The sequence below is a fragment of the Variovorax sp. MPBD4-3 genome, assembly GCF_058809745.1.
In genome coordinates, this window is sequence record NZ_JBXASW010000010.1 from 110,998 (window position 1) to 133,514 (window position 22,517).

General features: G+C 69.4%; 21 protein-coding genes. 1 reads left to right on the forward strand and 20 read right to left on the reverse strand.

The genetic code is table 11. The features are described from left to right. Positions 1-6: 6 nt before the first annotated feature. The 14 genes from cobN to AC1RVW_RS08855 all read right to left on the reverse strand — a co-directional run bounded on the left by cobN (position 7) and on the right by AC1RVW_RS08855 (position 15,202). Positions 7-4,026, reverse strand: a complete 4,020-nt coding sequence (gene cobN / locus AC1RVW_RS08790) for a cobaltochelatase subunit CobN (RefSeq protein WP_493199334.1) — start codon at positions 4,024-4,026, stop codon at positions 7-9. Further along, positions 4,023-4,376, reverse strand: coding sequence for a DUF2149 domain-containing protein (locus AC1RVW_RS08795; protein WP_081266948.1), 354 nt, complete (start codon positions 4,374-4,376; stop codon positions 4,023-4,025). The genes cobN and AC1RVW_RS08795 overlap by 4 nt, the downstream gene beginning before the upstream one ends. After that, positions 4,373-4,846: a MotA/TolQ/ExbB proton channel family protein gene (locus AC1RVW_RS08800; protein WP_493199337.1), complete on the reverse strand. Its 474-nt coding sequence runs from the start codon at positions 4,844-4,846 to the stop codon at positions 4,373-4,375. The genes AC1RVW_RS08795 and AC1RVW_RS08800 overlap by 4 nt, the downstream gene beginning before the upstream one ends. After that, complete coding sequence (gene bluB, locus AC1RVW_RS08805) at positions 4,846-5,535, reverse strand: 5,6-dimethylbenzimidazole synthase (RefSeq protein ID WP_493199339.1); 690 nt, start codon at positions 5,533-5,535, stop codon at positions 4,846-4,848. Before bluB ends, AC1RVW_RS08800 begins: the two co-directional genes overlap by 1 nt. A 284-nt stretch (positions 5,536-5,819) precedes the next feature. Continuing rightward, positions 5,820-6,428, reverse strand: a complete 609-nt coding sequence (locus AC1RVW_RS08810; protein ID WP_081270716.1) for a glutathione S-transferase — start codon at positions 6,426-6,428, stop codon at positions 5,820-5,822. Positions 6,429-6,447: 19 nt separating this feature from the next. Continuing rightward, positions 6,448-8,172, reverse strand: coding sequence for an FAD-dependent oxidoreductase (locus tag AC1RVW_RS08815; RefSeq protein ID WP_493199342.1), 1,725 nt, complete (start codon positions 8,170-8,172; stop codon positions 6,448-6,450). Beyond that, positions 8,172-8,915 (reverse strand): SDR family NAD(P)-dependent oxidoreductase, encoded by a 744-nt coding sequence (locus tag AC1RVW_RS08820; RefSeq protein WP_493199344.1) that lies wholly within the window; start codon positions 8,913-8,915, stop codon positions 8,172-8,174. The genes AC1RVW_RS08815 and AC1RVW_RS08820 overlap by 1 nt, the downstream gene beginning before the upstream one ends. 24 nt (positions 8,916-8,939) lie before the next feature. Next, the gene (locus tag AC1RVW_RS08825; protein WP_493199346.1) at positions 8,940-9,689 is read right to left on the reverse strand and encodes an SDR family NAD(P)-dependent oxidoreductase; all 750 of its coding nucleotides are present in this window, start codon (positions 9,687-9,689) and stop codon (positions 8,940-8,942) included. A 24-nt stretch (positions 9,690-9,713) separates the two neighbouring features. Beyond that, complete coding sequence (locus AC1RVW_RS08830) at positions 9,714-10,433, reverse strand: ABC transporter ATP-binding protein (RefSeq protein WP_285411559.1); 720 nt, start codon at positions 10,431-10,433, stop codon at positions 9,714-9,716. After that, positions 10,426-11,202, reverse strand: coding sequence for an ABC transporter ATP-binding protein (locus AC1RVW_RS08835; RefSeq protein ID WP_106936020.1), 777 nt, complete (start codon positions 11,200-11,202; stop codon positions 10,426-10,428). The genes AC1RVW_RS08830 and AC1RVW_RS08835 overlap by 8 nt, the downstream gene beginning before the upstream one ends. A 61-nt stretch (positions 11,203-11,263) precedes the next feature. Next, positions 11,264-12,247 (reverse strand): branched-chain amino acid ABC transporter permease, encoded by a 984-nt coding sequence (locus tag AC1RVW_RS08840; RefSeq protein ID WP_493199349.1) that lies wholly within the window; start codon positions 12,245-12,247, stop codon positions 11,264-11,266. Next, positions 12,244-13,146: a branched-chain amino acid ABC transporter permease gene (locus tag AC1RVW_RS08845; RefSeq protein ID WP_081270710.1), complete on the reverse strand. Its 903-nt coding sequence runs from the start codon at positions 13,144-13,146 to the stop codon at positions 12,244-12,246. The genes AC1RVW_RS08840 and AC1RVW_RS08845 overlap by 4 nt, the downstream gene beginning before the upstream one ends. Before the next feature lie 13 nt (positions 13,147-13,159). After that, positions 13,160-14,377 (reverse strand): ABC transporter substrate-binding protein, encoded by a 1,218-nt coding sequence (locus AC1RVW_RS08850; protein ID WP_081270709.1) that lies wholly within the window; start codon positions 14,375-14,377, stop codon positions 13,160-13,162. Between the two features lie 45 nt (positions 14,378-14,422). Next, positions 14,423-15,202: an SDR family NAD(P)-dependent oxidoreductase gene (locus AC1RVW_RS08855; RefSeq protein ID WP_493199352.1), complete on the reverse strand. Its 780-nt coding sequence runs from the start codon at positions 15,200-15,202 to the stop codon at positions 14,423-14,425. Positions 15,203-15,348: 146 nt separating this feature from the next. Between AC1RVW_RS08855 and AC1RVW_RS08860 the strand changes: the two genes are divergently transcribed. After that, positions 15,349-16,080, forward strand: coding sequence for a GntR family transcriptional regulator (locus tag AC1RVW_RS08860; protein WP_081270708.1), 732 nt, complete (start codon positions 15,349-15,351; stop codon positions 16,078-16,080). Here AC1RVW_RS08860 and AC1RVW_RS08865 read toward each other — a convergent pair. From AC1RVW_RS08865 to AC1RVW_RS08890, 6 genes are all read right to left on the reverse strand, one after another. Continuing rightward, the gene (locus AC1RVW_RS08865) at positions 16,046-16,954 is read right to left on the reverse strand and encodes an acyl-CoA thioesterase (RefSeq protein WP_081270707.1); all 909 of its coding nucleotides are present in this window, start codon (positions 16,952-16,954) and stop codon (positions 16,046-16,048) included. The genes AC1RVW_RS08860 and AC1RVW_RS08865 overlap by 35 nt on opposite strands. Positions 16,955-17,072: 118 nt before the next feature. Then, complete coding sequence (locus tag AC1RVW_RS08870) at positions 17,073-17,786, reverse strand: hypothetical protein (RefSeq protein WP_081270706.1); 714 nt, start codon at positions 17,784-17,786, stop codon at positions 17,073-17,075. Positions 17,787-17,816: 30 nt separating this feature from the next. Further along, the gene (locus tag AC1RVW_RS08875) at positions 17,817-19,169 is read right to left on the reverse strand and encodes an FAD-dependent oxidoreductase (RefSeq protein ID WP_081270705.1); all 1,353 of its coding nucleotides are present in this window, start codon (positions 19,167-19,169) and stop codon (positions 17,817-17,819) included. Then, entirely contained in the window at positions 19,169-20,146 is a 978-nt protein-coding gene (locus AC1RVW_RS08880; protein WP_081270704.1) for a Bug family tripartite tricarboxylate transporter substrate binding protein, read from the reverse strand. The genes AC1RVW_RS08875 and AC1RVW_RS08880 overlap by 1 nt, the downstream gene beginning before the upstream one ends. 84 nt (positions 20,147-20,230) lie before the next feature. Then, complete coding sequence (locus tag AC1RVW_RS08885) at positions 20,231-21,217, reverse strand: Bug family tripartite tricarboxylate transporter substrate binding protein (RefSeq protein WP_493199356.1); 987 nt, start codon at positions 21,215-21,217, stop codon at positions 20,231-20,233. Positions 21,218-21,270: 53 nt separating this feature from the next. After that, complete coding sequence (locus tag AC1RVW_RS08890; protein ID WP_106936025.1) at positions 21,271-22,494, reverse strand: 3-hydroxybenzoate 6-monooxygenase; 1,224 nt, start codon at positions 22,492-22,494, stop codon at positions 21,271-21,273. Positions 22,495-22,517: the final 23 nt, after the last annotated feature.

The following is a 22,517-nucleotide window of genomic DNA, read 5'->3' on the forward strand; positions in this document are numbered from 1 at the left end:
CGCGAATCAGGCGGCCGCCCTGCCGCGCCGCCACTGCGCCAACGCGCCGAGCGCGACCAGCAATGCGGCGCCGAACACGACCCACAGGCGCAGGACGACGGATTCGGCCTTGGGCGCCGGGGGCATATCGGGCGTGGGTTCGAGCCTGAGGCCGCTCACGGGTTGCGCGCCGTCGGCCACGGGCTCGGCCGCCGGGGCCTTGGCGGGTGCAGGCGCCGGCGAGGCCGCGACCACCGGCACGACCGGCACGGCCCGCACGACGGGCGCTGCCGGCGCGGCAAGCTGCTGCCGCACGAACCGCTGCACGCCATCGTTCCGCTCGCGCAGGCCGGTGGCCCGCGCCGCCTCGGCATACGCACGCACAAGTTCCCGGCGCGTGGCTGCGTCCGGCTTCCAGTAGTTCAGCCGCACCGCATCGAGCATGCGCTCCAGCGTCTGCGCGAACGCCGCGCGGTTGTCGCCTTCCAGCCATTCGCGTGTGCCCAGCCTGTATCTGTCGCGCACGTACACGTCGTGCAGCGACTGCCACTGGTCCTGCCGCACGGCGTCGGGCGCGGTGACCTGCCAGCCCCAGAGGAACTGCGCCGTCTTCAGCACCTGCACCGTGCCGCTGTAGCCCTCGGCCTTCTGCGCGGCGATCCACTGCGGATGCAGGTAGCGCGTCTGCATCTCGCGGGCGATGGCGCCGGCGGCGGTGTCGGTGCGCACCGCCGTGCCGTCGCGCAGGTTCTGCACGTACAGCGCCGGGTCCTTGCCGGTGAGCTGCCGCACCGCCTGCGCGACGCCGCCGAGGTACTGGAAGGGATCGTCGTTGGTGAGCACGCCATAGAGATTGGAGCTGCGCGCCATCAGCGCCGCGTCCACTTGCGCCAGGTTGCCCGCATAGGCGCCGGGCCGCGCCGCACCGTCGAGGCCCTTACCATAGGCGTGGCCCATGCGGTCCATGTAGAGCTGCGCCATCTGCGCGTCGCCGCCGCCGCGCTGCTGGCGCTTCCACGCATCGCTCGCGAGCGCGGCCTCTTCGAGCCCGGCGCCGTAGCTGCCCTGCTCGTTCGAGAACACGCGCGCGGTGGCCCAGCGCTTCGCCTCATCCGGCGTCGCGCCCTGCGCGCGCAGCCTGGCGGCCAGCGCCTCGCTGTGCTGCGCCACCGCGTTGCCGGGCTCGTGCAAGGCGGCCACCTGCTGCACCGCTTCGTCGAGCCAGCGCATCACGTTCGGGAACTGGTCGCGGTAGGAGCCGGTGACGCTGACCAGCACGTCCATGCGCGCACGCCCCAGCACCTGCGCCGGAATCACTTCGATGCCGCTCATGCGGCCCGCGTCGTCCCAGCGCGGCTTCGCGCCCATCGCATAGAAGGCCTGGCTTTCGAGCACGCCCTGATGGCGCGAAGCCTCGCCGGCCCACAGCGTGAACGCGATCTTGCCGGGCGTATTGCCGCCGTGGCTCTTCGCATGCTCGGCGATCCAGGCGTCCATGGCGGCCACGCCCGCCTCCCATGCCGCGCGCGTCGGCACGCGGCTCGGGTCGAAGCCGTAGAGGTTGCGGCCGGTCGGCAGGCTGTCGGGGTTGCGCACCGGGTCGCCGCCGTAGCTGGACTTGAGGTAGCGGCCGTCCAGTGCGGTCAGCAGGCCGTCGATTTCCTCGTTGTGCGCGAGCACTGCGTCGAGCTTGCGGGCGCGCTCGGCCAGTTCGCCCAGCTTCTGCACGTCGGCCGGCGACTTGCCCATGGCGCTCGCGGCTGCGGCGTCGCTCAGCGCAAGCTCGACCCAGCGCGCGGGCCGCGAGCCGGCCAGGTTCTTCGCATCGATGAGAAAGGCCTCGTCGATGTCCTCGCCCAGCGCTTCCACCAGCGGCTTGCCGAGGATCTGCAGGATCGTCATGCGGCGGCGTTCGGCATCGGGCGCCTGGCCGAAGGTGGCCAGGCCCAGCGGCTGCGCGGTCTGCGCGAGTTCGTCGAGGTACGGGTGCAGCACCGCGATGAAGCCCGCGAAGTCGGCGCGGATGCGCGCGGGCGTCCACTGCAGGTCGCGGTCGTAGTGCTGCTCTACGAACTCGGCCGTCAGCTGCCTTTCCATGGCCGTCTTCACCGGCCCGGGCGACAGGGTTTCCCAGTCGTGCATGCGCTCGTGCATCGCCTGCACGCCGGGGCGGAAACCGGCGGGCGCGAACATCGGCGTCGAATGGCTCACCATCGTCGCGCGGCCGCGCCGCTTGGCGGTGGTGGCCTCGCCGAGGTTGTCCATGATGTACGGGTACACGTTCGGCAGGTCGCCCAGCGCGAGCAGCGGATCGTCCTGCACCGACAGCCCGCGCTCCTTGCCTGCCGACCATTCGAGCGTGCCGTGCGTGCCCACATGCACCACCGCGCTCGCGCCGAACTGCGTGCGCAGCCACAGGTAGGTGGCCAGGTAGCCGTGGCTCAGCGGCACGGCCGAGCGGTGATAGACCTGCCGGGCCTTGTCGACGACCTGCGTGCCGGGCTCGAAGCGCGGCGGCTGGCGCAGCACCACGACATTGCCGAAGCGCACCCGTGGAATCACGAAGGCCGGCTCGCCCGCAACGGGGCGCAGCATGGTCGATTTTTCCGGCGGCCCCCAGTAGGCCTCGATGCGCCGCTGCGTCTCGGCGGGCAACGTGCGGAACCACGCGAGGTAGCGCGACAGCGGCATCGCGTCGGCCAGTCCCCGCTCCAGCAGCGGCTGCAGGGCGTCGTCCTGCCCTGTGGGGTAGTAGGCCTTCATCGTCGCCTGCACCTGCGCGATCAGCGCGTCGGCGCCCGGCAGCTCGGTGCTGTAGCCGGCGGACTTCATCGCCGCGAGCATGTTGTTCACGCTGCGCGGCACGTTGAGGAAGGACGCGCCGAAATTGGCCTCGCCCGGCGGGTAGTTGTAGACCAGCATCGCCACGCGCCGCTGCGACGCGGGCGTGCGCTGCAGCCGCAGCAGCGCGGCGGCCTTGGCGGCCACGGCGTCGATCTGCGCGGGCAGCGGCTGCAGCGTGCCCGATGCGGCGTCGCGCGCGCTCACCAGCATCGGGTCGGTCATGCCGGCCAGCTCGCTCGGGCTGTAGTACGAGGCAATGTCGGCCTGCGCGAGACCGTCCTTGCTGCGTGCCCATTGCGTTGCGTCCATCGCCAGCGAGGGCAGCGTCTGCAGCACGGGCACGCCGATGCGTTCGAGCTCGGCCTTGCGCTCGTTGGGGTTGAAGACCAGCGAGGCATTGACGATCAGGTCGGCCACGCGCCGGTCGCCGGCATGCGTCATGCCGAAGAACAGGTCCTTCTGCTGGCGCGGGCCGTAGAACGCATAGGCGCGCAGGCCGCGCTGCTCCAGCGCGGCGATGAGCGCGTCGAGCCAGCCGGTGTCGTCGCCGGTGACGGTGGCGCTGTTGATGGCCACGGCGACGGTGCCGCTTGCGGGATCGCCGGGCAGACGGTCGAGCGCGGCAATGTCGGTTTCGATGCGCGGCCAGCCGGGGTGATAGAGGCCGGCGAGCGGCAGCGGGACCGGCGCCGGAAGCCCCGCCGAGTCGCCGGGCATGGCCAGCGCCTGCATCGAGGCGGCAAGGTTGGCCGTTCCGGAAAAACGCCAGTACTCGCGCAGCCGCTGCGCCCAGGCGGCATCGACGCCGCGTTCCGCCGACAGCGGCGCGGGGGCGGAGGCCTGCCCCTTGGCGACGAGCGCGAACTCGCCGACCAGCACATAGGGCACGGCGCCGCGCGAAATCACGTCACCGAAGCGGGCGGCGGCAGCCTGCGCCACGCTGATGTGCGGCGCATCGATGACGAGCAGCCGCGCACCTTCGAGCGCGGCCGCCAGCGTCTCGGGCGAATCCTTCGAAGCCGACATCACCTGCAGCGGCAGCCCCGCCTCGCGCGCCACCGCCTCCAGCCGGACCACCCGCGCCGGCGACACCAGCGAGGTGCCCAGCACCACCACGCGCCCGCCCGCCGGCTGTGCATGGGCCGACGCCAGAAGGCCCAGCGTCGCCAGGGCCCCGAACAGCCAGAAGAGAACCCGCGTCACTTCCCGCCTTGTGCAGGCACCGCGTCCGCCGGCACGTAGACCATGGTGCCGTCCTTCAGCCGCCAGGCCGTGCCGGCCTTCTCGCCGTCGCCCTGCCCCGTCGCGCCGCTGGCCTTGAAGCGCGTGAGCTTCTGGCCCTCGCGCGTGATGATCTCCATGTCGGGCTTGCCTTCGTTGCGGATGATCGTCACCTTGTCCTGCGCGAACGGGTTCATCGGGTTGTTGATGACCGCGATCATCAGCATGCCGATCACCACCATGAACACGTCGATCAGGTTGATGGTCGAGAGCACCGGATCGTCGTCGTCGCTGTCCAGGCTGCTCAGGATGGAGAACTGCCGCCGGCTCATGAGAGACGGTCCCGCGCGTCCAGCATCGTCACCAGTTCGCGCATGAGCCAGCGGCGGCGCACGGTGTAGACCACGAAAGTAATGGAGGCCGAAGCCAGCGCCACGATCACGCTGGCGAACGCCGGCGCCAGGCTCTGCGCCACGCCCTGCGATTCACCGGAAGCCACGGCCACCAGCGCCGGGCCCATCGGGATCATGGTGGCGATCAGCCCCAGCATCGGCGCCACGCGGCTGCACAGCCGCACGCCTTCGAGTTGCTTGAGCACGACCAGCTCCATCTGCTCCTGGCTCGCGGCGGCATGGCGTTGCAGCACCAGCGCTCGCGAAGGATCGCGGCGGCGCTGCACATACTCGATGCCGAAGGCGCCGAGGCAATACACCGCATAGACGAAGGACAGCAGCACGCCCAGCGTCACCGGCCAGAGGAACAGGCGCGCAAGCTCGAAGAGAACGGTGTCGAAGGCCAGCATCAGGTCGGGTCCGTGGGAGAAGAAGGTTTGTCGAACAGGTCCGAAGCACGGCCCCAGCTTTCATCGAACACCAGCGACGCGAGCGGTTCGCGCTTCGCCCAGCGCTCGCGCTGCAGCATCGGCTCTTCGTAGAACTGGTGCACGGGCCCCAGGCACAGCAAGGCGATGGGCTCGGCACCTTCGGGCAGGCCGAGCAGCACCGACACCTCGGCCGGATCGAACAGCGACACCCAGCCCATGCCCAGCCCTTCGGCGCGCGCCGCGAGCCAGAGGTTCTGGATGGCGCAAGAGGCCGAGGCCAGGTCCATCTGCGGCAGCGTGCGACGGCCGAACACATGCTTCTCGCGTCCGTCCGCCAGGGTCACAACGAGCAGTTCCGCGGCGTCGAGCAGGCCCTGCACCTTGAGCCGCATGAACTCGTCTTCACGCTCGCCGAGCGCGCGGGCCGTGATCACGCGTTCGTGTTCGACGACGCGGTGCAGCCGCCGCCGCAAGGCTTCGCCGCGAATCCTGACGAAGCGCCAGGGCTGCATGAAACCGACGCTGGGCGCGTGGTGTGCCGCGTCGAGCAGCCGTCGCAGTACATCGGGCTCCACCTGGCCGCCGGCGAAGTGGCGCATGTCGCGGCGTTCGTGGATGGCGCGGTAGACCGCTTCTTTGTCGTTTCTGGTGAAAGCCGGGGTGGTCACGCTGCTCTTTCGGGGTGGGTGCACAGGCCACCGGGTACTCCCCTCCGCGAATGTCCCCCGGCTTCGCCTCCTCCTTTATTTCGCTGCGGGGAGCACCCGGCGCCCTGTGCACATCGGGCGCTCTGCTCATGCCGTCGGATCAACCGCTGCGTCCATCGATCACGCTGGCGGGGTGCCTTGCGCAGCGAAATAAAGGAGGAGGCCGCAGGCCGGGGGACATTCGCGGAGCAAGGTACCCCGTCGGCGTGAGCGAGCCCCCGAACAGCAGCGCCTCAAACAACAGCTCAGGCAACAGGCAAAGTAGCCTGCATCGAAGCACGCTGGTTGAACACCTCGAACCACTTGGCGCTGCGAGGCGCTTCAGCACGCCAATCCACATCGGGAAAGCGGAAGTCCATGTACCCCAGCGCGCAACCGAATGCGATGGTGCCGATGTCCACTCGGTCGCCGAAGGAAGGCGCCGCAGTCTCGAGCCATTCGAGGCCGGTTCGCACCTTCGACAGCTGGCCATCGGTCCACTCAGACCAGCGCAAGGCCTCGGGACGCAACACGTTCTCATAGCGTGCGAGCAATGCGGCACCCGTCATGCCGTCGGCCAGCGACAGCTCGGTCAGGCGCGCCCAGCGGCCCGCACCTTCGGCCGGGAACAGCTTGCCCGACTGCGTGGCGTTGAGGTACTCGCAGATCACGCGGCTGTCGAACAGCACCTGGCCGTCATCGGTGAGGAACGTCGGCACCTGGCCGAGCGGGTTCTTCGGGATGATGGTGGCGTCGCGCTTCACGGGGCCGGCCGCGCTCGGCAGCTTCTCGATGCGATCGGCAATGCCGAGCTCGTGCGCCACGACCATGCACTTGCGGACGAAGGGGGATGCGGGAGAGAAGAAGATTTTCATGACGAGGTGCTGTTGTCTTTCAATGGTGTTCGGCGGCGGCGCCGTGTGCCAGGTGCATGCCCGCCACCCAGCCGAAGGTTAGCGCGGGTCCGAGCGTGATGCCCGGCGCGGGGTACTCGCCACCCATCACGGAGTGCATGTCGTTCCCGGCCACGTACAGGCCAGCGATGGGCTCGCCTTGCGCATCGAGCGCACGCGCGTTGCCGTCGGCGCGGATGCCCAGCGCGGTGCCGATGTCGCCGGGGTACACCTTCACGGCATAGAACGGCGCCTGATTCACCGGCGCAAGACAGGCATTGGGTTGATGCTCCGGATCGCCGAGGTAGCGGTTGTAGGCATCGCTGCCCTTGCCGAACACCGGGTCCTGGCCCTGCGCGGCAAGCGGGTTGAACCTGGCGACGGTTCGCGCCAGCCCGGCCGGGTCCACGCCCGCCTGCTGCGCGAGCGCTTCGAGCGTGTCTGCGCGATGGAGATAGCCGGCGCGCACCAGATGCTCGCGCGGACGGCCGCCGGGCAACGCAAGGCCCAGGCCCCACTTCTCCATGAACGCGCTGTCGCACACCAGCAGCGCCGGAATGCTAGCGGCCTTGGCGTTCGCACGGTACATGCCGCGCACGAACTCGTGGTACGAGGTCGATTCATTGACGAAGCGCTCGCCGCGCGCATCGACCGCGATCAGCCCCGGCTTGGCGCGGTCCCACACCAGGTGCGGGTACCGCAGCACGCTGCCGTCGGGGCGCGTGAGCAACGAGACGGGCGCCCACAGCGCCGGCCCCGCGTGGCCCGTGCCGAGCACGCCGCCGGCCTGCTGCGCCATCGCAATGCCTTCGCCCGCATTGTCTTGCGGCGACATCGAGTACGGCCCGGTGGGTGCCGGATAGTGCTGGCCGCGCATGGCGGCGTTCCACGGAAAGCCACCGGTGGCGATGACCACGCCGCGCCGCGCGTGCACCGTCAGTTCCTTGCCGTCGCGGCGCAGGTGCACGCCGGTGACGGCGCCTGTCGCGTCTTTCTCCAGCCCCAGCGCCGGCGTGTTCAGCCAGAACGGAATGCCCTTCTTCAGCACGCTGTGAAAAAGCCGGGCAGCCAGCGCATTGCCCAGCAGCAGCCGCGTGCCGCGGTGGTGGCCGCTCAGGCGGTCGCCGAAGTAGCGCAGCACCATCTTCACGCCATGCTTCCAAGATGCGAACGAACGCCAGACCGCAAGCAGGTGCTTCACGTCGGTCATGTTGACCATCATGCCGCCGAGCACGCAGAACTCGGGCAGCGGGTCGCGCAGCGTCTTGAAGTGCGGACCGAGCAGCCGGCCGTCGAACTCGATGGGATCGAGCGAGCGGCCGCCCATCGCGGCGCCTTCGCGGTCTGGGTAGTAGTCGGGCGAGTAGGTGCGCGCGGCGAGCTGCACGTCGGTGCGCTCGCGCAGGTAGCGCAGCGCGAGCGGGCCGGCGTCGAGGAATGCGTGGCGCAGATCTTCGTCGCCGGCCGCGCCCACGGTGTTCTGCAGGTAGGTCCAGGCCTTGCCGCGCGTGTCGGGATGGCCGGCCGCCTCGGCCTGGTCGTTCAGCGGCACCCACACGGCGCCGCCCGAGATGGCCGTCGATCCGCCGATGCGGTCGGTCTTCTCGACGACCAGCACGTCGAGGCCTTCGAGGCTGGCGGTGAGCGCGGCGGAAAGGCCGCCCGCGCCACTGCCGACGACGACCACGTCGTACGCGGTCTTTTCCTGTTGTTGCTGCCGTGCCATCAGGACCCCGACCCGCCGAGCGACTTGCCGCCGTCTACGAACAGCACCTGCCCGGTGACGAAGCAGGTCGCCGGCGACGCGAAGAAGGTCACCGCGTGCGCGATGTCCTCGGGCCGTCCCGCCGCGCCGGTGGGCTGCAGCGCAAGCTGCGCGGCCAGGCGTTCGGGCGAGAGCGCGCGCAGCAGCGGCGTGTCGATCAGCCCCGGCGCGATGGCGTTGACCATGATGCCGCGCGGCGCAAGCTCCATCGCGCTGGCGCGCGTGTAGCCGACCAGTGCAGCCTTGGAGGCCACGTAGTGCGCGTGGTTCTTCGCGCCCAGGTAGGCACGCGATGCGATGTTGACGATGCGCGCGCCGTCCGCCATCTTGCGCGCGGCCTCCTGCGTGAGCGTGGCCACGGCCAGCAGGTTCACTTCGTACATGCGGCGGAAGTCCGCCGAGGTCACGTCGAAGAAGGCTCGCTCGTCGAAGATGCCTGCGTTGTTGACCAGCGCGGTGAGCGGCGGCAGCTGCTGCACCATCGCGCGCACGGCGGCCTCGTCGGTCAGGTCGATGGCGCGGCATTCCACGTCGAGGCCCGCGCTGCGCAGCACCTGCGTTTCGCGCTCGGCAAGCTCGCCGTTGTAGTCGGCCATGACCACGCGCCAGCCGCCCTGCGCCATGCGCTCGACGATGGCGCGGCCCATGCCGCTGGCGCCGCCCGTCACGAGGACGAGCGGCTTCTCTGTACTGCTGTTGTTCATGATTGTTCCGATGTGCGGCGGTGCTCAGACCGCCAGGTAGCCGCCATCGACCGGCAGCACCACGCCATTGACGTAGCTGGCCATCGAGGAAGCGAGAAAGACGACCGGCCCGGCGATCTCGTCGGCTTCGCCGTGGCGCTTGATGGGCACGCGGCTCATGTACCAGTCGGTGCCGTGTTCGGTCTCGCGCTGGCCGGCCGTCATGTCCGTGACCATGAGGCCCGGCGCCACGGCGTTCACGCGCACGCCGTAAGGCGCCAGGTCACGCGCCAGCACCTGCGTGAGGGAGCGCACGCCGCCCTTGGCCACCACATAGCCGGCCGACGAGATGCCCGCACCGAAGGCCACGATGGACGACAGGTTCACGATGTTGCCCTGCGTGCGCTTGAGCGCCGGGACGAAGGCCTGCGTGACGTTGAACACGCCCTGCAGGTTGACCGACATGACGCGGTCCCAGGCTTCGCGCGCACCGGGCTCGTCGAACTTCGAGCGCGCGGAGATGCCAGCGTTGTTGACCAGCACGTCGATGTCGCCGTGCGACGCCGCGACGCGCACCGCGAGCGCATCGACCGCCGCCGAATCGCTCACGTCGACGCTCTCGGCATCGGCGCGGCCGCCGGCTTCGCGGATCGATGCGGCCACCTTTTGCGCGACTTCGAGGTCGCGGTCCACCACCAGCACATGCGCGCCTTCGGCCGCCATGCGGCGCGCGATGGCTTCGCCCAGGCCGCGCGCGGCGCCGGTGACCAGCGAGAGTTTGTCTTTGAGGAGCATGAACTTTCTTTCTGGGAAGCGGCGTCAGACGCCGAGGTAGGCGCGGCGCACGGCCTCGTCGTTCGCCAGTTGTGCGGCAGGGCCGTGCAAGGAGATCTCGCCGTTCTCCAGGATGTAGCCGTAGCTCGACACCGCCAGCGCGAGCTGCACGTTCTGCTCGACCAGCAGGATCGTGATCTTCTGTTCGCGGTGCAGGCGCTCGATGATCCCGAACATCTGCTCCACCAGCAGCGGCGACAGGCCCATCGACGGTTCGTCGAACAGCATCACGCGCGGGCGCGCCATCACCGCGCGGCCGATGGCCAGCATCTGCTGCTCGCCGCCCGACAAGGTGGCGGCCATCTGGTGCTGGCGCTCCTTCAGGCGCGGGAACATCGTGTAGACCGACTCCAGGTCGTTGCGGATGCCCGCGCGGTCGCGCCGCAGGTAGGCACCGAGGTCGAGGTTCTCGCGCACGCTCATGTCGCGGAACACCTGGCGGCCTTCGGGCACCTGCACGATGCCGCGCCTGACCAGCGCGTCGGAGCCCAGCCGGTCGATGCGTTCGCCGTCGAGCCGCACCTCGCCCTCGGTGCAGTCGACCAGGTTCGAGATGCAGTTCAGCGTGGTGGTCTTGCCTGCGCCGTTGCTTCCGAGCAGCGCGACGATCTCGCCCTCCGGCACGTCGACCGACACGTCGCACAGCGCCTGGATGCGGCCGTAGGCGGCCGAGATGGCGCGCAGGGACAACAGTGCTTCAGCCATGCGCGGCTCCTTTTCCACTTCCTTTGCCAAGATAGGCCTCGATCACGCGCGCATTGCTGCCGATTTCCGCGGGCGTGCCTTCCGCGATCTTCTCGCCGAAGGCCATGACGGTGATGCGGTCAGAGATCGACATCACCAGCTGCATCACATGCTCGACCAGCAGCACGGTGATGCCGTCGCGCGCCACAAGCTCCTTGAGCAGCCGGTCGAGGCTTTCGATCTCGCGGTTGCGCAGGCCGGCCGCGGGCTCGTCGAGCAGCAGCAGCTTGGGCTTGATGGCGAGCGCGCGCGCCAGCTCCAGCAGCTTCTGGCGGCCGAAGTCGAGGTCGCGCGCCGGCTGGTGGCGCTCGTCGGCCAGGCCGACGCGCTCCAGCAGGTGCATCGCAAAGTCTTCGGTCTCGCGGTCGGGACGGCGCAGCAGCCTGCCCAGCGTGGCGGCGCCGCGCGAGTGCGTGCCGAGCAGCACGTTCTCGAGCACCGACAGTTCGGCGAACAGCTCCAGGTTCTGGAAGGTGCGCGCGATGCCCAGCGAGGCCATGCGGTGCGGCGACACGCTGGTGAGCTCGCGCCCTTCGAAGGTCACGCTGCCGCTGCTGGGCGTGTAGAAACGCGAGATGCAGTTGAAGGTGGTCGACTTGCCCGCGCCGTTCGGCCCGATGAGCGCATGGATGCGGCCCTGCTCCACCTGGAACGAGAGACCGTTCACCGCCTTCAGGCCGCCGAACACCACGCTGATGTCGCGCACGTCGAGGAATGCGGTCGTGTTCATTGAATAACCTCCGCGCTGCGCGCTACGGTGCGAGCTTGCTCGGGGCGGCCCAGCGCGGCGCTCATGCGTGCTTCTCCGTTGCGTTCACGGAAGCCGCGCGCTGCGGCTTGCGCCGCGCCGCGAAGAGCGACGCCATGCCCTTGGGCAGGAACATCATGAAGAGCATGAGGATGCCGCCGTAGATGATTTCCTGGTACGACGGCGCCTGCCGCAGCAGCTCCGACGCCAGGCCGAACACGATGGCGCCGGCCACCGCGCCGCGCACCGAACCCAAGCCGCCCACCACCACCATCGTGAGGATCAGGATGGTGGTCTGGAAGCCCAGGCTCTCGGGATGGATGAAGGAGGTGAACAGCGTGTACATGCCGCCCGCCACGCCCGCGAAGGCGGCCGACAGCACGAAGGCCGCGACCTTCACCGCGCGTGTGTTCACACCCATGGCGATGGCCGCCACGTCGCTCTCGCGCACTGCGCGGAACGACGACCCCAGCCGCGAGCGCGACAGCGCCACCGTGAGCCACAGCATCAGCGCCGCGATGGCCACCACGAAGGGGTATGCCTGCAGGTCGTTGAGCAGCTGGTGGCCGCCGAGCGAGGCCGGCTTCATCTGCAGGCCGTTGGAGCCGTTGGTCACCGATTCCCAGTTCAGGAACACCCACTGCATCGCCTCGCCGAAGGCGAAGGTGGCCAGCGCCAGGTAGATGTCGCGCATGCGCAGCGCCAGCAGTCCGATCACCCAGCCCAGCGCGGCCGACAGCACGGCGCCCGCGAGGATCGACACGAAGAACGGCGGCTGCCACTGGTTGTTGATGAGCCCGGCCGTGTAGATGCCGATGCCGAAGAAGGCCGCGTGCGACAGCGCGAACTGGCCCGTCTCGCCGATGACCAGGTGCATGCCCAGCGCCAGCACCGAGAACACCATCAGCAGGTTGACCACGTACAGCACATAGCCGCTGGTGGTGAAGGGCAGCACCGCGAGCACCACGGCCATGCCGAGCAGCACCCCGCGGTCCCACCAAGGGGACGAAACTGTCGAAGCGCTCATACCTTCTTCACCTGAGGCTTGCCGCCGAGCAGCCCTTGCGGACGCACCAGCAGCACCACCATGATCGCCACGAAAGGCGCGACCACGATGGCGTTGGACGAAATGAAAAGCCCCACCAGGTTCTCGACGATGCCGATGATGAAGCCGCCGACCACCGCGCCCGGCAGGCTGGTGAAGCCGCCGACGATGGCCGCCGCGTAGGCCAGGATGGCGATGTGGCCGATGTCGGGCGTGATGAGGATCTTGGGCGTGATCAGCAGCGCCGAGATGGCCGAGATGACACCCGTGAGCGCCCAGATCTTCATGCGGATGGTGCCGAGCTTCACGCCCACGATCTGCGCGCCGCGCGGGTTCATGCCCACCGCGCGCATGGCCTGGCCGGTGCGGGTGCGCGTGAACATCAGGTACAGCAGCACCATCACCACCACGGCCGAGCCGAAGATGGCCAGGTCGAGCAGCGTGAGCGAGGCCTGCCCGATCATGATGGGGTCCTGCGGCACCAGCGAGGGCAGCGAGCGCGGCGTGTCGCCCAGGCCGGTCTTGCGCACCAGCCCTTTGAGCAAATACGCGAAGCCGAGCGTGGCAATGACGAGCTGCACGCCCACGCCGCGCGAGGCGGTCACGCGCTGCATCACCACGCGCTGGAAGGCCGCGGCGAGCAAGGCGGTGACCACGATGCTCGCGAGCACCGCGGCCCAGTAGGGCCAGCCCCACACCACCAGCGGAAAGAGCGCGGCGTAGCCGCCGGCCATGAAGATTTCGCCTTGCGAGAAGTTCGGCACGTCGGTGGTCTTGAAGACCATGACGATCGCCACCGCGAGCAGCGCGTAGACGCTGCCGGTGACGATGCCGGACAGCACGCCCTGCTGGACGAACAGCCAGATGTCGGAAAGACTCATGTCGCGCCGGCCGTCAGGGCTTGTACTGCCACACGCTCTTGTAGCTGCCCGGCACCAGCGCCATGTTGCTGCCGTCGAACTTGATGTAGATGGCCGCTTCCTGCGCCGCGTGGTCCTGCGGGCCGAACTCGATCGGGCCGGCCATCACGCCGGAGTCGAACTTCATCGTCGACAGCGCCGCGAGCACCTTCTCGCGCGTCGGGTTGGGGCCGGCCGCCTTCAGTGCGTTGACCACGGCCATCGCGGGCGGAATGCCGTAGGGCATGTAGGCCTGCGGATAGCCCGGCTTGGAGGCCAGGTCGGGGTAGGAGGCCTTGTACATGTCGTACACCCACTTGAGCTTGGGGCCGCCGGGCACGTCGGCCAGCACTTCCTGGATGTAGACGTTCTTGAAGGCATCCTTGTTGCCCACGTTCTCCACCAGCTGCTTGAGGTCGGCGGTGGAGTTGACGGCCAGCACGATGGGCTTGTTGAAGCCCAGCTCGAAGGCGCGCTTGACGATCAGGCTCACCGGCCGTGCGTAGGTGGTGAGCAGCAGCACGTCGGGGTTGGCGGCCTTGATCTTCAGCATGGGCGCGGTCACGTCGGTGATGTTCGGGTTGACCGACTGCACCTGCAGGTCGACGCCGCCCAGGGCCTTGGCCTGCGCCTGGGCCGACTCGAGGTTCCAGCCGCCGTAGGCGTCGTCGTGGTTGATGTAGCCGATCTTCTTCGCCTTGAGCTGCTCGCTCGCGAACTGCACCATCGAGCCGCCCACCGCATGCTGCGAGATGGAGAACGCGCCGTAGATGTACTTCGACGGCGGATACAGCGCTCCGTCGCCCGAGGCGTTGAGCATGACCAGCGGGATCTTCGCGCGCTCGACGTATTCGCGCGCGCCCACCACGGCGGCCGAGCAGGAGCCGCCGTTGAGCAGGAACACCTGGTCCTGCTCGGTGAGCTTCTTCACCGCGGCCAGCAGGTCGTTGGCGTTGCAGCGGTCGTCTTCCACCACGAGCTCGATCTTGCGGCCGTTCACGCCGCCTTCCTTGTTGATCTTGTCGTAGTACATCTTCGCGGCGTTGATGACGTCGAAGCCGTAGTTCATCGACGGGCCCGACATCGGCGAGAACATGCCGATCTTGATGGTCTTGTCGGTCAGGCCGGGCTCGGCCTGCGCGAGCGCGGCGGGCGCCGTCGCGCAGAGCGCCACGCCCAGGGCCAGTGCCGAAATCAGGAAGTTCTTTTTCATGAGCTGTCTCCGTTGGAATGAAAGGGTGAAAGACCTGCGCGGCCGTCACTGCATGCGGTAGCCGCCGTTGACGTCGATCACGTTGCCGGTGATGTACGCCGCCTGCTCCGACACCAGGTAGTCGACCGCGCCGGCCACGTCGTCCACCGTGCCGATGCGCCCGAGCGGGATGCTGGCGGCGGCCGCGTCGAGCGCGCCGCTGCTGCGCACGGTGCCGCGCAGCATGTCGGTGTCGATCAGCCCGGGGGCCACCGAATTGACCGTGACGCCCAGGTGCGCCGATTCGCGCGCCATCGCCTTCGTGAGGCCGAGCACCGCCGACTTGGCGCCGATGTAGGTGGCGCTGGAGCGGTAGCCGCCCAGCTGCGCCGCCACCGAGCCGAAGGTGACGATGCGGCCGTGCGCCACGGGCGCCGCTTCGCGCCGGCGCAGGTAGGCGCGCCCGCACAGGAACACGCTGCGCGCGTTGACGGCGAAGGTGCGCTCCCAGTCTTCGAGCGTGGTGTCCTTGATGGGCGAACGCTCGCCGCCGGGCATCAGCAGGATGCCGGCCACGCAGACCATTGCGGCCACCGGGCCGAGCGTGCTCTCGATGTCGTCGAACGCGGCTTCGACGGCGGCTTCCTGGCTCACGTCGAACTCGCGGAAGTGGTGGCCCTCGCCGAGCGACCCGGCCACGGCGCGGGCGTTGTCGCCGTCGATGTCGGCCACCACGACGCGAAAGCCGCTGGCCGCGAGGCGGCGGCACACGGCCTCGCCGATGCCGCGGCCGCCGCCGGTCACGAGGGCCAGCCGGCCGTGAGGTTGTGCATGATGTTCCGACATGGGCTGCAAGGTCTCCGGGCCGCTTCGAGGCGGCATGAAAGTTGATCGAGGGCCGCATTGTGTATACATGAACACTTTTCGAAGCCCTCGTTTTCCCTGATATCACGCCTTATTTCCGACTTTCACTGGCATCATGTATACCTGACATGGACACACTCTCCCAACAAGTCACCGAGACGCTGCGCACCTGGATCCTTCACGGCAGGCTGCAGCCGGGCATGCGCGTGGAAGAAGTGCCGATCGCCGAAACCCTCAAGGTGTCGCGCACGCCGGTGCGCGCCGCGCTGGCTGCGCTGGCGATGGAAGGGCTGATCGACCACCAGCCGAAGAAGGGCTACCTGGTGCGCTCGTTCGCGCTCGAGGACATCCTCGCGGCCTACGAGGTGCGCTCGGTGCTGGAGGGGCTGGCCTGCAGGCGCTTCGCCGCGCTGGGCGTGGACGAGCCGACCGCCGCGCTGTTGCAGGAGTGCCTGCGCGAAGGCGACGAAATACTTGCGAAGGGAAAGCTGCTGGCCGAAGACCTCGCGCCCTACCAGCAGATGAATGTGCGGCTGCACAACGCGCTGATGCAAGGTGCGGGCAACCAGTGGATCGTGCGCTTCGGCGCGCAGGCGCAGGCGGTGCCGTTCGCGTCGGACCGCATCATGCTGTGGCACGACCACGGCGTGATCCTGCGCTCGCACGACGACCACCACCGCATCGTGCAGGCCGTGATTTCAGGCGACGCCGCTCGCGCGGAGCAGCTGATGCGCGAGCATGTGTACTACGCCGGCATCCTGCTGCGCGACAACTACCAGCGGCTGCTGGGCGAGCGCAGCCGCGACGGGCTGCAGCAGGCCGCGCTCACGGGCGAGTCGTCGCCGTCCACGGCTTCCTGATGCGCAGCATGCCTTCCTGCGCGGCCGAGGCCACAAGGCGGCCGTCGCGCGCATAGAGGCTGCCGCGGCACAGGCCGCGCGCGCCGCCGGCGCTGGGCGAGTCGAGCACGTACAGCAGCCAGTCGTCCATGCGGAAATCGCGGTGGAACCACATCGCGTGGTCCAGGCTGGCGGGGCGCACCTGGCCGCTCATGAAGCTCAGGCCGTGCGGCAGCATCGCGGCGCGCAGCAGGCCGTGGTCGGAGGCGTAGGCCAGCAGTGCGCGGTGCACCATCGGGTCGTCGGGCAGCGGCGCGATGGCGCGCATCCAGATCGCGCTTTGCGCCGAGGCCGGGCGCGGCAGCGGCGCCATCAGGTCCTCGGGGTCGACGCGGCGGTACTCGATGCCGTGCGGCTGGATCGCCTTGCTGCGCCATGGCTCCGGCAGGCGGTCGCCGAGGGCGATGCGCTGGTCGAGCTCGCTGGCGAGGCCTTCGGGGCCGGCCACGGCGGGCATGTCGAACTGGTGCTCGACGCCCTCGTCCACGGTCTGGAACGAGGCCGACATCTCGAAAATGATGCGCTCCTGCTGGCGCGCCACCACGTGGCGGGTGGTGAAGCTGCGGCCGTCGCGCACGCGGTCCACGCTGTATTCGATGGGCGCATGCTCGCCCGGCAGCAGGAAGTAGGCGTGCATGGAATGCACCGGGCGCTCGGCGCCGACCGTGAGGCTGGCGGCCATGAGCGACTGGCCGAGCACCTGGCCGCCGAAGACGGCGGGGGTGCCGATGTCCTCGCTCCGGGCCCGGAAGCGGTCGCCGCCCAGGGGTTCGAGCTGCATGAGCGCGACGAGTTCGTCGACGAGGCGGGAGGCGGTGGCGGAGTCGGTGGTCATCGGGAGGGAGAAAGCGGGTCGAGGCTGTCGAAGCGGGCTGGAAGCAACCCTCCACCATAGCAAAGCCCGGGCCGGCCAGCTGTCGCGGGCCGGTCAGCAGCCCCACCGTCAGCTGCCGCTACTTGTAGAAGCACATGCCCATGAGGCGGGCGCGGCAGCCGTAGTCCGTGCCGCCCTGCACCACGCGCACCGGCACGCCGGCCAGCAGCAGCGAGCCGTCGTCGGCATACACCAGCGGCGAAGGCGCGGCCTTGCTGAAGGGGGCGCTGAGCGTTTCCTGCTCGACGTAGCCCAGGTACTGGCGCCGCGAGAAGTCGACCGTGTCGGCCGACTTGATCGGCACCGCCGCGTAACGCTTGCCGTAGACGGTGCCGAAGTAGCGCAGCGTGGGGCCGGGGCGGTCGCCGTATTTCGCGTCGGTCCTGGCGAAGCCGGTCTGGATCAGGAAGGCGCGGTCCTCGGGCGTCAGGTCGGCGTCGAAAGCCATCAGCACGTACTGGCCCTCGAAGCTCTGGTTGCGCGCCACCTTCAGCTCGCCGAGCAGCGCGGGCGTGACCTTGGCGCGCCCTTCCCAGCGCAGCAGCGCCGCCACCGACGGATCGCCGTCGAACACGTAGTGGTAGTTCTCGCCGGCAATGGCGACCTTGCGGCCGTCCTTGGCGGCGAAGAAGCTCAGCAGCCGGTCCTTGCCGTGCACGGGCTCGCCTTCGGGGGTACTGGCGCAGCCGGCCAGCATGAGGCCGATGGCGGCGCAGGACAGCGTCAGGAGGGTGCGACGCGCGGGTGTCGACAACGAAGGAAAGTGCACGGTTCGTCCGGGGTTCGAGTTCATCAAGCCCCGGACTCTAGCGCGCCGCCGCGATCAGCGGTCGAGGTCGACGCCGTCGGCGAGCAGCTTTTGCTGCAGCGCGGGAACGTCCACCTTCGCGAAGCTGCCGCCGCCCAGCGAGGCCGCAGCGGTGCCCGCCGCCTGCCCCATGACGAAGCAGCCCCCGCTCGCGCGCGCGGCCGACTGGCCTTCGTGCGTCATCGATGCGCAGCGGCCGGCCACCAGCAGGTTGTCGACCGCCTGCGGCACCAGCATGCGCCACGGCAGGTGGTTGTAGGCGTTGTCTTCGTCGCGCGGGAAGGCCCACTCGATGCGGCCGTCGGCGTGCATTTCCATCGGCCAGGCATTCAGGCCGATGTTGTCGTCGAACCTGGCCGAAGAAAGGATGTCCTCGCGCCCGAGCGCGTACAGGCCCTGGATGCGCCGCGTCTCGCGGATGCCGACCTGCGGCGCGATCTCCACGATGGCCGACTGCGCGAAGCCCGGCACCTCGGCCTTCAGGAACCTGAAGTACTCGCTGATCTGGCGGCGGCCTTCAAGTTCGCCTTCGGTCAGCTCGCGCGCGTCCACGCCGTTCATCGCGCGGCCCTGGGCGTTGCGGATCTGCGTGACGTTGGCGCGCCATTCGCGCGGGTCCTTGTTGGGCCGCAGGATGGCGCCTTCGCGCGGGAACTTGTAGACGCCCGGCTTCTGCTGCTCGGCGCGCGCCATGAAATCGTTGATGGCCTTGAACTCGCCCACCGCCTCCAGCGCGGCCGGCGCGTCGACCTGGCCGATGCGGAACATGGTGGTCGGGAACAGCCCGCTGCCGTGGCCGTCGCCCACCTCGAAGGGCACGCCCGCAAAGGCGGCCACGTCGGCGTCCCCGCTGGCGTCGATGAAGGCGTTGGCGCGGATGGCCTGGCGGCCCGACTTGGTCTCGACCACCAGCGCCGCGATGCGGCTGCCGTCGCGGATCGCCGCGGCCGCATACGCATGGAACAGCAGCTTCACGCCGGCCGCATCGAGCAGTTGGTCGGCGGCCAGCTTGTAGGCCGAGGTGTCGTAAGAGCGCACGCAGATGCGCCCGCCCATGCCGTTCTGCGGCTGGTTCATGCCGTTGAGCCCGGCGATGCGCTCGATCAGCTCGTCGACCACGCCGCGCACCAGCTGGGTCATCTCGCCCTTGCGCTTGCCATACAGGCCCGCGAAGTTGGTGACGCCGCCGGCCGTGCCCATGCCGCCGAGGAAGCCGTATCGCTCCACCAGCAGCGTGTTGGCGCCGTGGCGCGCAGCGCTCACGGCGGCGGCGATGCCGGCGGGGCCGCCGCCGACCACCACCACGTCGTATTCGCCGAAGACCGGCAGCTCGCGCGCCGGTTCGTGCAAGGTCTGGACTGTCGTCATCACTGGAGCTTGATGCCGCGTGCGGAAATGATCTTCGTCATGATGGCCGCCTCTTCGTTCACCCGCGTGCGCATGCCGTCCGGCGAGGTGCCCACGGCCTGCCAGCCTTGCTCGAAGAGCTTGCGGCGCACGTCCGGGTCCTTCATGACCACTTCGAGTTCGCGGCTGATGCGCGCCTGCGCCGCCTTCGAGAGGTTGGCCGGGCCCAGCAGCGCCACCCACACCTCGAGGTTGAAGTCCTTCACGCCGGCCTCCGACAGCGGCGGGATCTCGGGCACCAGCGCGCTGCGTCCGCCCGTGAGGCCGATGGCCTTGAGCTTGCCGGCCTTGATCTGCGGCATGGCCACGCCCGGCGGGATCAGGCCCATCTGCACCTGGTCGCCCAGCATGGCGGTGATGACCTGCGGGTTGCCCTGGTAGGGCACGTGCTCGGGCTTGAAGCCGGGCACGCGGGTCTTGAGCAGTTCCATGCCCAGGTGGCCGACCGAGCCGATGCCCACGGAGCCGTAGTTCCACTTGTCGCCGGCCTTGCGGCCCGCGTCGAAGAAGGCGGCGCCCGAGGGCAGGTTGTTCTGAGCCACCAGCACCAGCGGCGCGGTCGCGATCAGCGACAGGTAGGTGAAGTCCTTGACCGGGTCGTACGGCAGCTTGGCGTACAGCATCTTCGACGACGTGAGGTTGCCGTTGATGACGATGCCCAGCGTGTGGTCGTCGGTGGCCTTGGCCACCTGGTCGGCCGCGATGTTGCCCGATGCGCCCGCCTTGTTGTCCACCACGATCGGCTGGCCCAGCGCCTTGGACAGCGGCTCGGCGATGGTGCGCGCGGCGATGTCGGGCGTGGAGCCGCCGGGGAAGCCCACGAGCAGGCGGATCGGCTTGTTCGGCCAGGCGGCGTTCTGCGCGCCGGCGGTCATCGGCAGCGCGGCGGCGGCGGCCAGGCCGCAGGCAATCAGGAGGGCTCTCTTGGTGACGGACATGGAGAAAAGTGTGAAAAAGTTAGCAAAAAGCAAAGAGGGCCAGCTTAACTGCCGAGCGAAGCGCTGGGCAAGGCGCGGGCCGCGCTAATCGAGGCTGATGTTGCCCCTGCGCACCAGCTCGCCATACACCTTCGACTTCGCCTCGGCGTTGCGCTCGATTTCCTCGGGCGACCAGGCCAGCGGCTCGAAGGCGAAGGTGTCGAAGCGGGCACGGATCTCGGGATCGGCGATGACCTTGGCCACGTCGGCGTTGATCTTCGCCTTCACGGCCGCCGGCACGCCCTTGGGCGTGAGCAGCGACACGAAGGAATTGACCTCCAGCGAGGCCGGGCCGCCGGCCTCGGCCATGGTCGGCACGTCGGGCATCTGCGGAATGCGCCGTGGCGCCGCGACGGCCAGGTAGCGCAGCTTGCCGGCCTTGTAGATGCCCTGGCTCGACGGAATGCTCGCGAAGGCCCACGGCACTTCGCCGGTGCCCACGTTGGAATACAGCTGCGACACCTCGCGGTACGGCGCGTGGCGCATGCGGATGCCGGTGAGCGCCTCGAGCTGCTGCGCGCCCAGGTGGCCCGGGCTGCCGACGCCCCACGAGCCATAGACGATGGCGTCCGGCTCGGCCTTGGCGGCCGCGATCAGATCGCCCATGTTCTTCCACTTCGAGTCGGTGCCCACCGCCACGAAGAAAGGCGTGCGAAACAGCGAGGCCACCGGGTCGAAGTGCTGCAGCGTCACGAAGTTCTTCGACTTGTACAGGTGCGGCAGCGCGGCGATGTGCTCGCTGTCGAGCTGCAGCAGCGTGTAGCCGTCGGGCGCGGCGCGGCGGGCCTGGTCGATGGCGATGAAGCCGCCGCCGCCGGGCTTGTTGTCGATCAGCACGCGCTGGTTCCACAGGCGCGAGAGCTTGTCGGACACCAGGCGCAGCACCGCGTCGGGGCCGCTGCCGGCCGCGAAGGGCGTGACCAGCGTCACGGGTTTGTTCGGAAAATCGCCGGCCTGCGCCAGCGCGGCGGTGGTGGCGGTGGCGCCGGTCACGGCAAGGATGCCGGTCAGCAGTGCGCGTGGGAAGTTCATGCTTTGTCTCCTGGGCCTCTGGCCTCGAATAGTGATGATGAAGGGAACAGGTTTCAGCGCGGCGAAAGCGCCCGGGGCGCGTCGTCCAGGCAGTGCTCGGGCCGCCATGCATAGAGCCACTCGACCGCATCGTAGAAGCGTTCGGGCGTGCGGCCGGTCCAGAGGCTGTTGCGCACCAGCCGCTCCACGCCCTTGGCGTGATAGATGCGGCCCATCTCGCGCACCGACAGCACCACGCGCGCGGTGCGGGCGACGCGCGCGGCCTCGTACAGCTTGAACGCGGCGGCCATGTCGAAATCGCAGGCTTTCACGGCCTCGCCCAGCGTCACCGCGTCTTCGAGCGCCATGCAGGCGCCCTGCGCGAGGTACTGCATCATGGGGTGCGCCGCGTCGCCCAGCAGCGTGGCCGGGCCGTCGCTCCAGCGCTCGACCGGGTCGCGGTCGGCGGTGCTCCAGCGGCGCCACGAGGTCGGGCGGTCGAGCAGCTGGCGCGGGCGCGCGTGCACGCCCTCGAAGTACGACAGCACTTCCTCCTTGCTGCCGTCGGTCACGCCCCACTGTTCCTGCTCGCGGCTGTGGAAGGTGACGACCAGGTTGTATTGCTCGCCGTGGCGCAGCGGGTAGTGCACCAGGTGGCAGTCGGGGCCGGCCCACACCACCGGCGCGTTCCAGCACAGGTCGGCCGGCATGTCGGCGGCGGGCACCACCGCGCGGTAGACCACGTGGCCCGACACGCGCGGCGCGTCGCCGATGAGCCTGGCGCGCACCACCGACTTCACGCCGTCGCAGCCGACGATGGCGTCGGCCTTGAAGCGGCGGCCGTCGGTGGTGACGGCGGCCACGCCCTGGGCGCCGATGTCGAGCGCCTCGACCTGCGCCGAGGTGTGGAAGCGGATCAGCGGATGCTGCTTCACCGCCTCGTGGATGGCGCCGTGCAGGTCGGCGCGGTGGCTCACCGCATACGGGTTCCGGAAGCGCGCGCGGAAGGCTTCGCCCACCGGCACCGAGGCCACTTCGCCGCAATCGACGGCGTCCATCATCACCAGCCGGTCGGTGAACACCGAGCCCCGGCGCACCGCCTCGCCCACGCCCAGCGCGTCGAGCGCGGCGAAGGCGTTGGGGCCGAGCTGCAGGCCGGCGCCGATCTCGCCGATGGCGGCGCTCTGTTCCAGCAGGTCGATGGACACGCCAAGGCGCGCCAGCGCCAGCGCCGCGGCCATGCCGCCGATGCCGCCGCCGACCAGCAGCACGGAGGGGGGATTCTTCGAAAGGGTCATGGCGCGTGCCTGTGCGATCGGGA

Coding starts and splice junctions, on each gene's coding strand:
- AC1RVW_RS08795 (WP_081266948.1), bottom strand. CDS start 4,376: ATGAGCCGGCGGCAGTTCTCCATCCTGAGCAGCCTGGACAGCGACGAC.
- AC1RVW_RS08800 (WP_493199337.1), bottom strand. CDS start 4,846: ATGCTGGCCTTCGACACCGTTCTCTTCGAGCTTGCGCGCCTGTTCCTC.
- AC1RVW_RS08810 (WP_081270716.1), bottom strand. CDS start 6,428: ATGAAAATCTTCTTCTCTCCCGCATCCCCCTTCGTCCGCAAGTGCATG.
- AC1RVW_RS08815 (WP_493199342.1), bottom strand. CDS start 8,172: ATGGCACGGCAGCAACAACAGGAAAAGACCGCGTACGACGTGGTCGTC.
- AC1RVW_RS08820 (WP_493199344.1), bottom strand. CDS start 8,915: ATGAACAACAGCAGTACAGAGAAGCCGCTCGTCCTCGTGACGGGCGGC.
- AC1RVW_RS08825 (WP_493199346.1), bottom strand. CDS start 9,689: ATGCTCCTCAAAGACAAACTCTCGCTGGTCACCGGCGCCGCGCGCGGC.
- AC1RVW_RS08830 (WP_285411559.1), bottom strand. CDS start 10,433: ATGGCTGAAGCACTGTTGTCCCTGCGCGCCATCTCGGCCGCCTACGGC.
- AC1RVW_RS08835 (WP_106936020.1), bottom strand. CDS start 11,202: ATGAACACGACCGCATTCCTCGACGTGCGCGACATCAGCGTGGTGTTC.
- AC1RVW_RS08840 (WP_493199349.1), bottom strand. CDS start 12,247: ATGAGCGCTTCGACAGTTTCGTCCCCTTGGTGGGACCGCGGGGTGCTG.
- AC1RVW_RS08845 (WP_081270710.1), bottom strand. CDS start 13,146: ATGAGTCTTTCCGACATCTGGCTGTTCGTCCAGCAGGGCGTGCTGTCC.
- AC1RVW_RS08850 (WP_081270709.1), bottom strand. CDS start 14,377: ATGAAAAAGAACTTCCTGATTTCGGCACTGGCCCTGGGCGTGGCGCTC.
- AC1RVW_RS08855 (WP_493199352.1), bottom strand. CDS start 15,202: ATGTCGGAACATCATGCACAACCTCACGGCCGGCTGGCCCTCGTGACC.
- AC1RVW_RS08860 (WP_081270708.1), top strand. CDS start 15,349: ATGGACACACTCTCCCAACAAGTCACCGAGACGCTGCGCACCTGGATC.
- AC1RVW_RS08865 (WP_081270707.1), bottom strand. CDS start 16,954: ATGACCACCGACTCCGCCACCGCCTCCCGCCTCGTCGACGAACTCGTC.
- AC1RVW_RS08870 (WP_081270706.1), bottom strand. CDS start 17,786: ATGAACTCGAACCCCGGACGAACCGTGCACTTTCCTTCGTTGTCGACA.
- AC1RVW_RS08875 (WP_081270705.1), bottom strand. CDS start 19,169: ATGACGACAGTCCAGACCTTGCACGAACCGGCGCGCGAGCTGCCGGTC.
- AC1RVW_RS08880 (WP_081270704.1), bottom strand. CDS start 20,146: ATGTCCGTCACCAAGAGAGCCCTCCTGATTGCCTGCGGCCTGGCCGCC.
- AC1RVW_RS08885 (WP_493199356.1), bottom strand. CDS start 21,217: ATGAACTTCCCACGCGCACTGCTGACCGGCATCCTTGCCGTGACCGGC.
- AC1RVW_RS08890 (WP_106936025.1), bottom strand. CDS start 22,494: ATGACCCTTTCGAAGAATCCCCCCTCCGTGCTGCTGGTCGGCGGCGGC.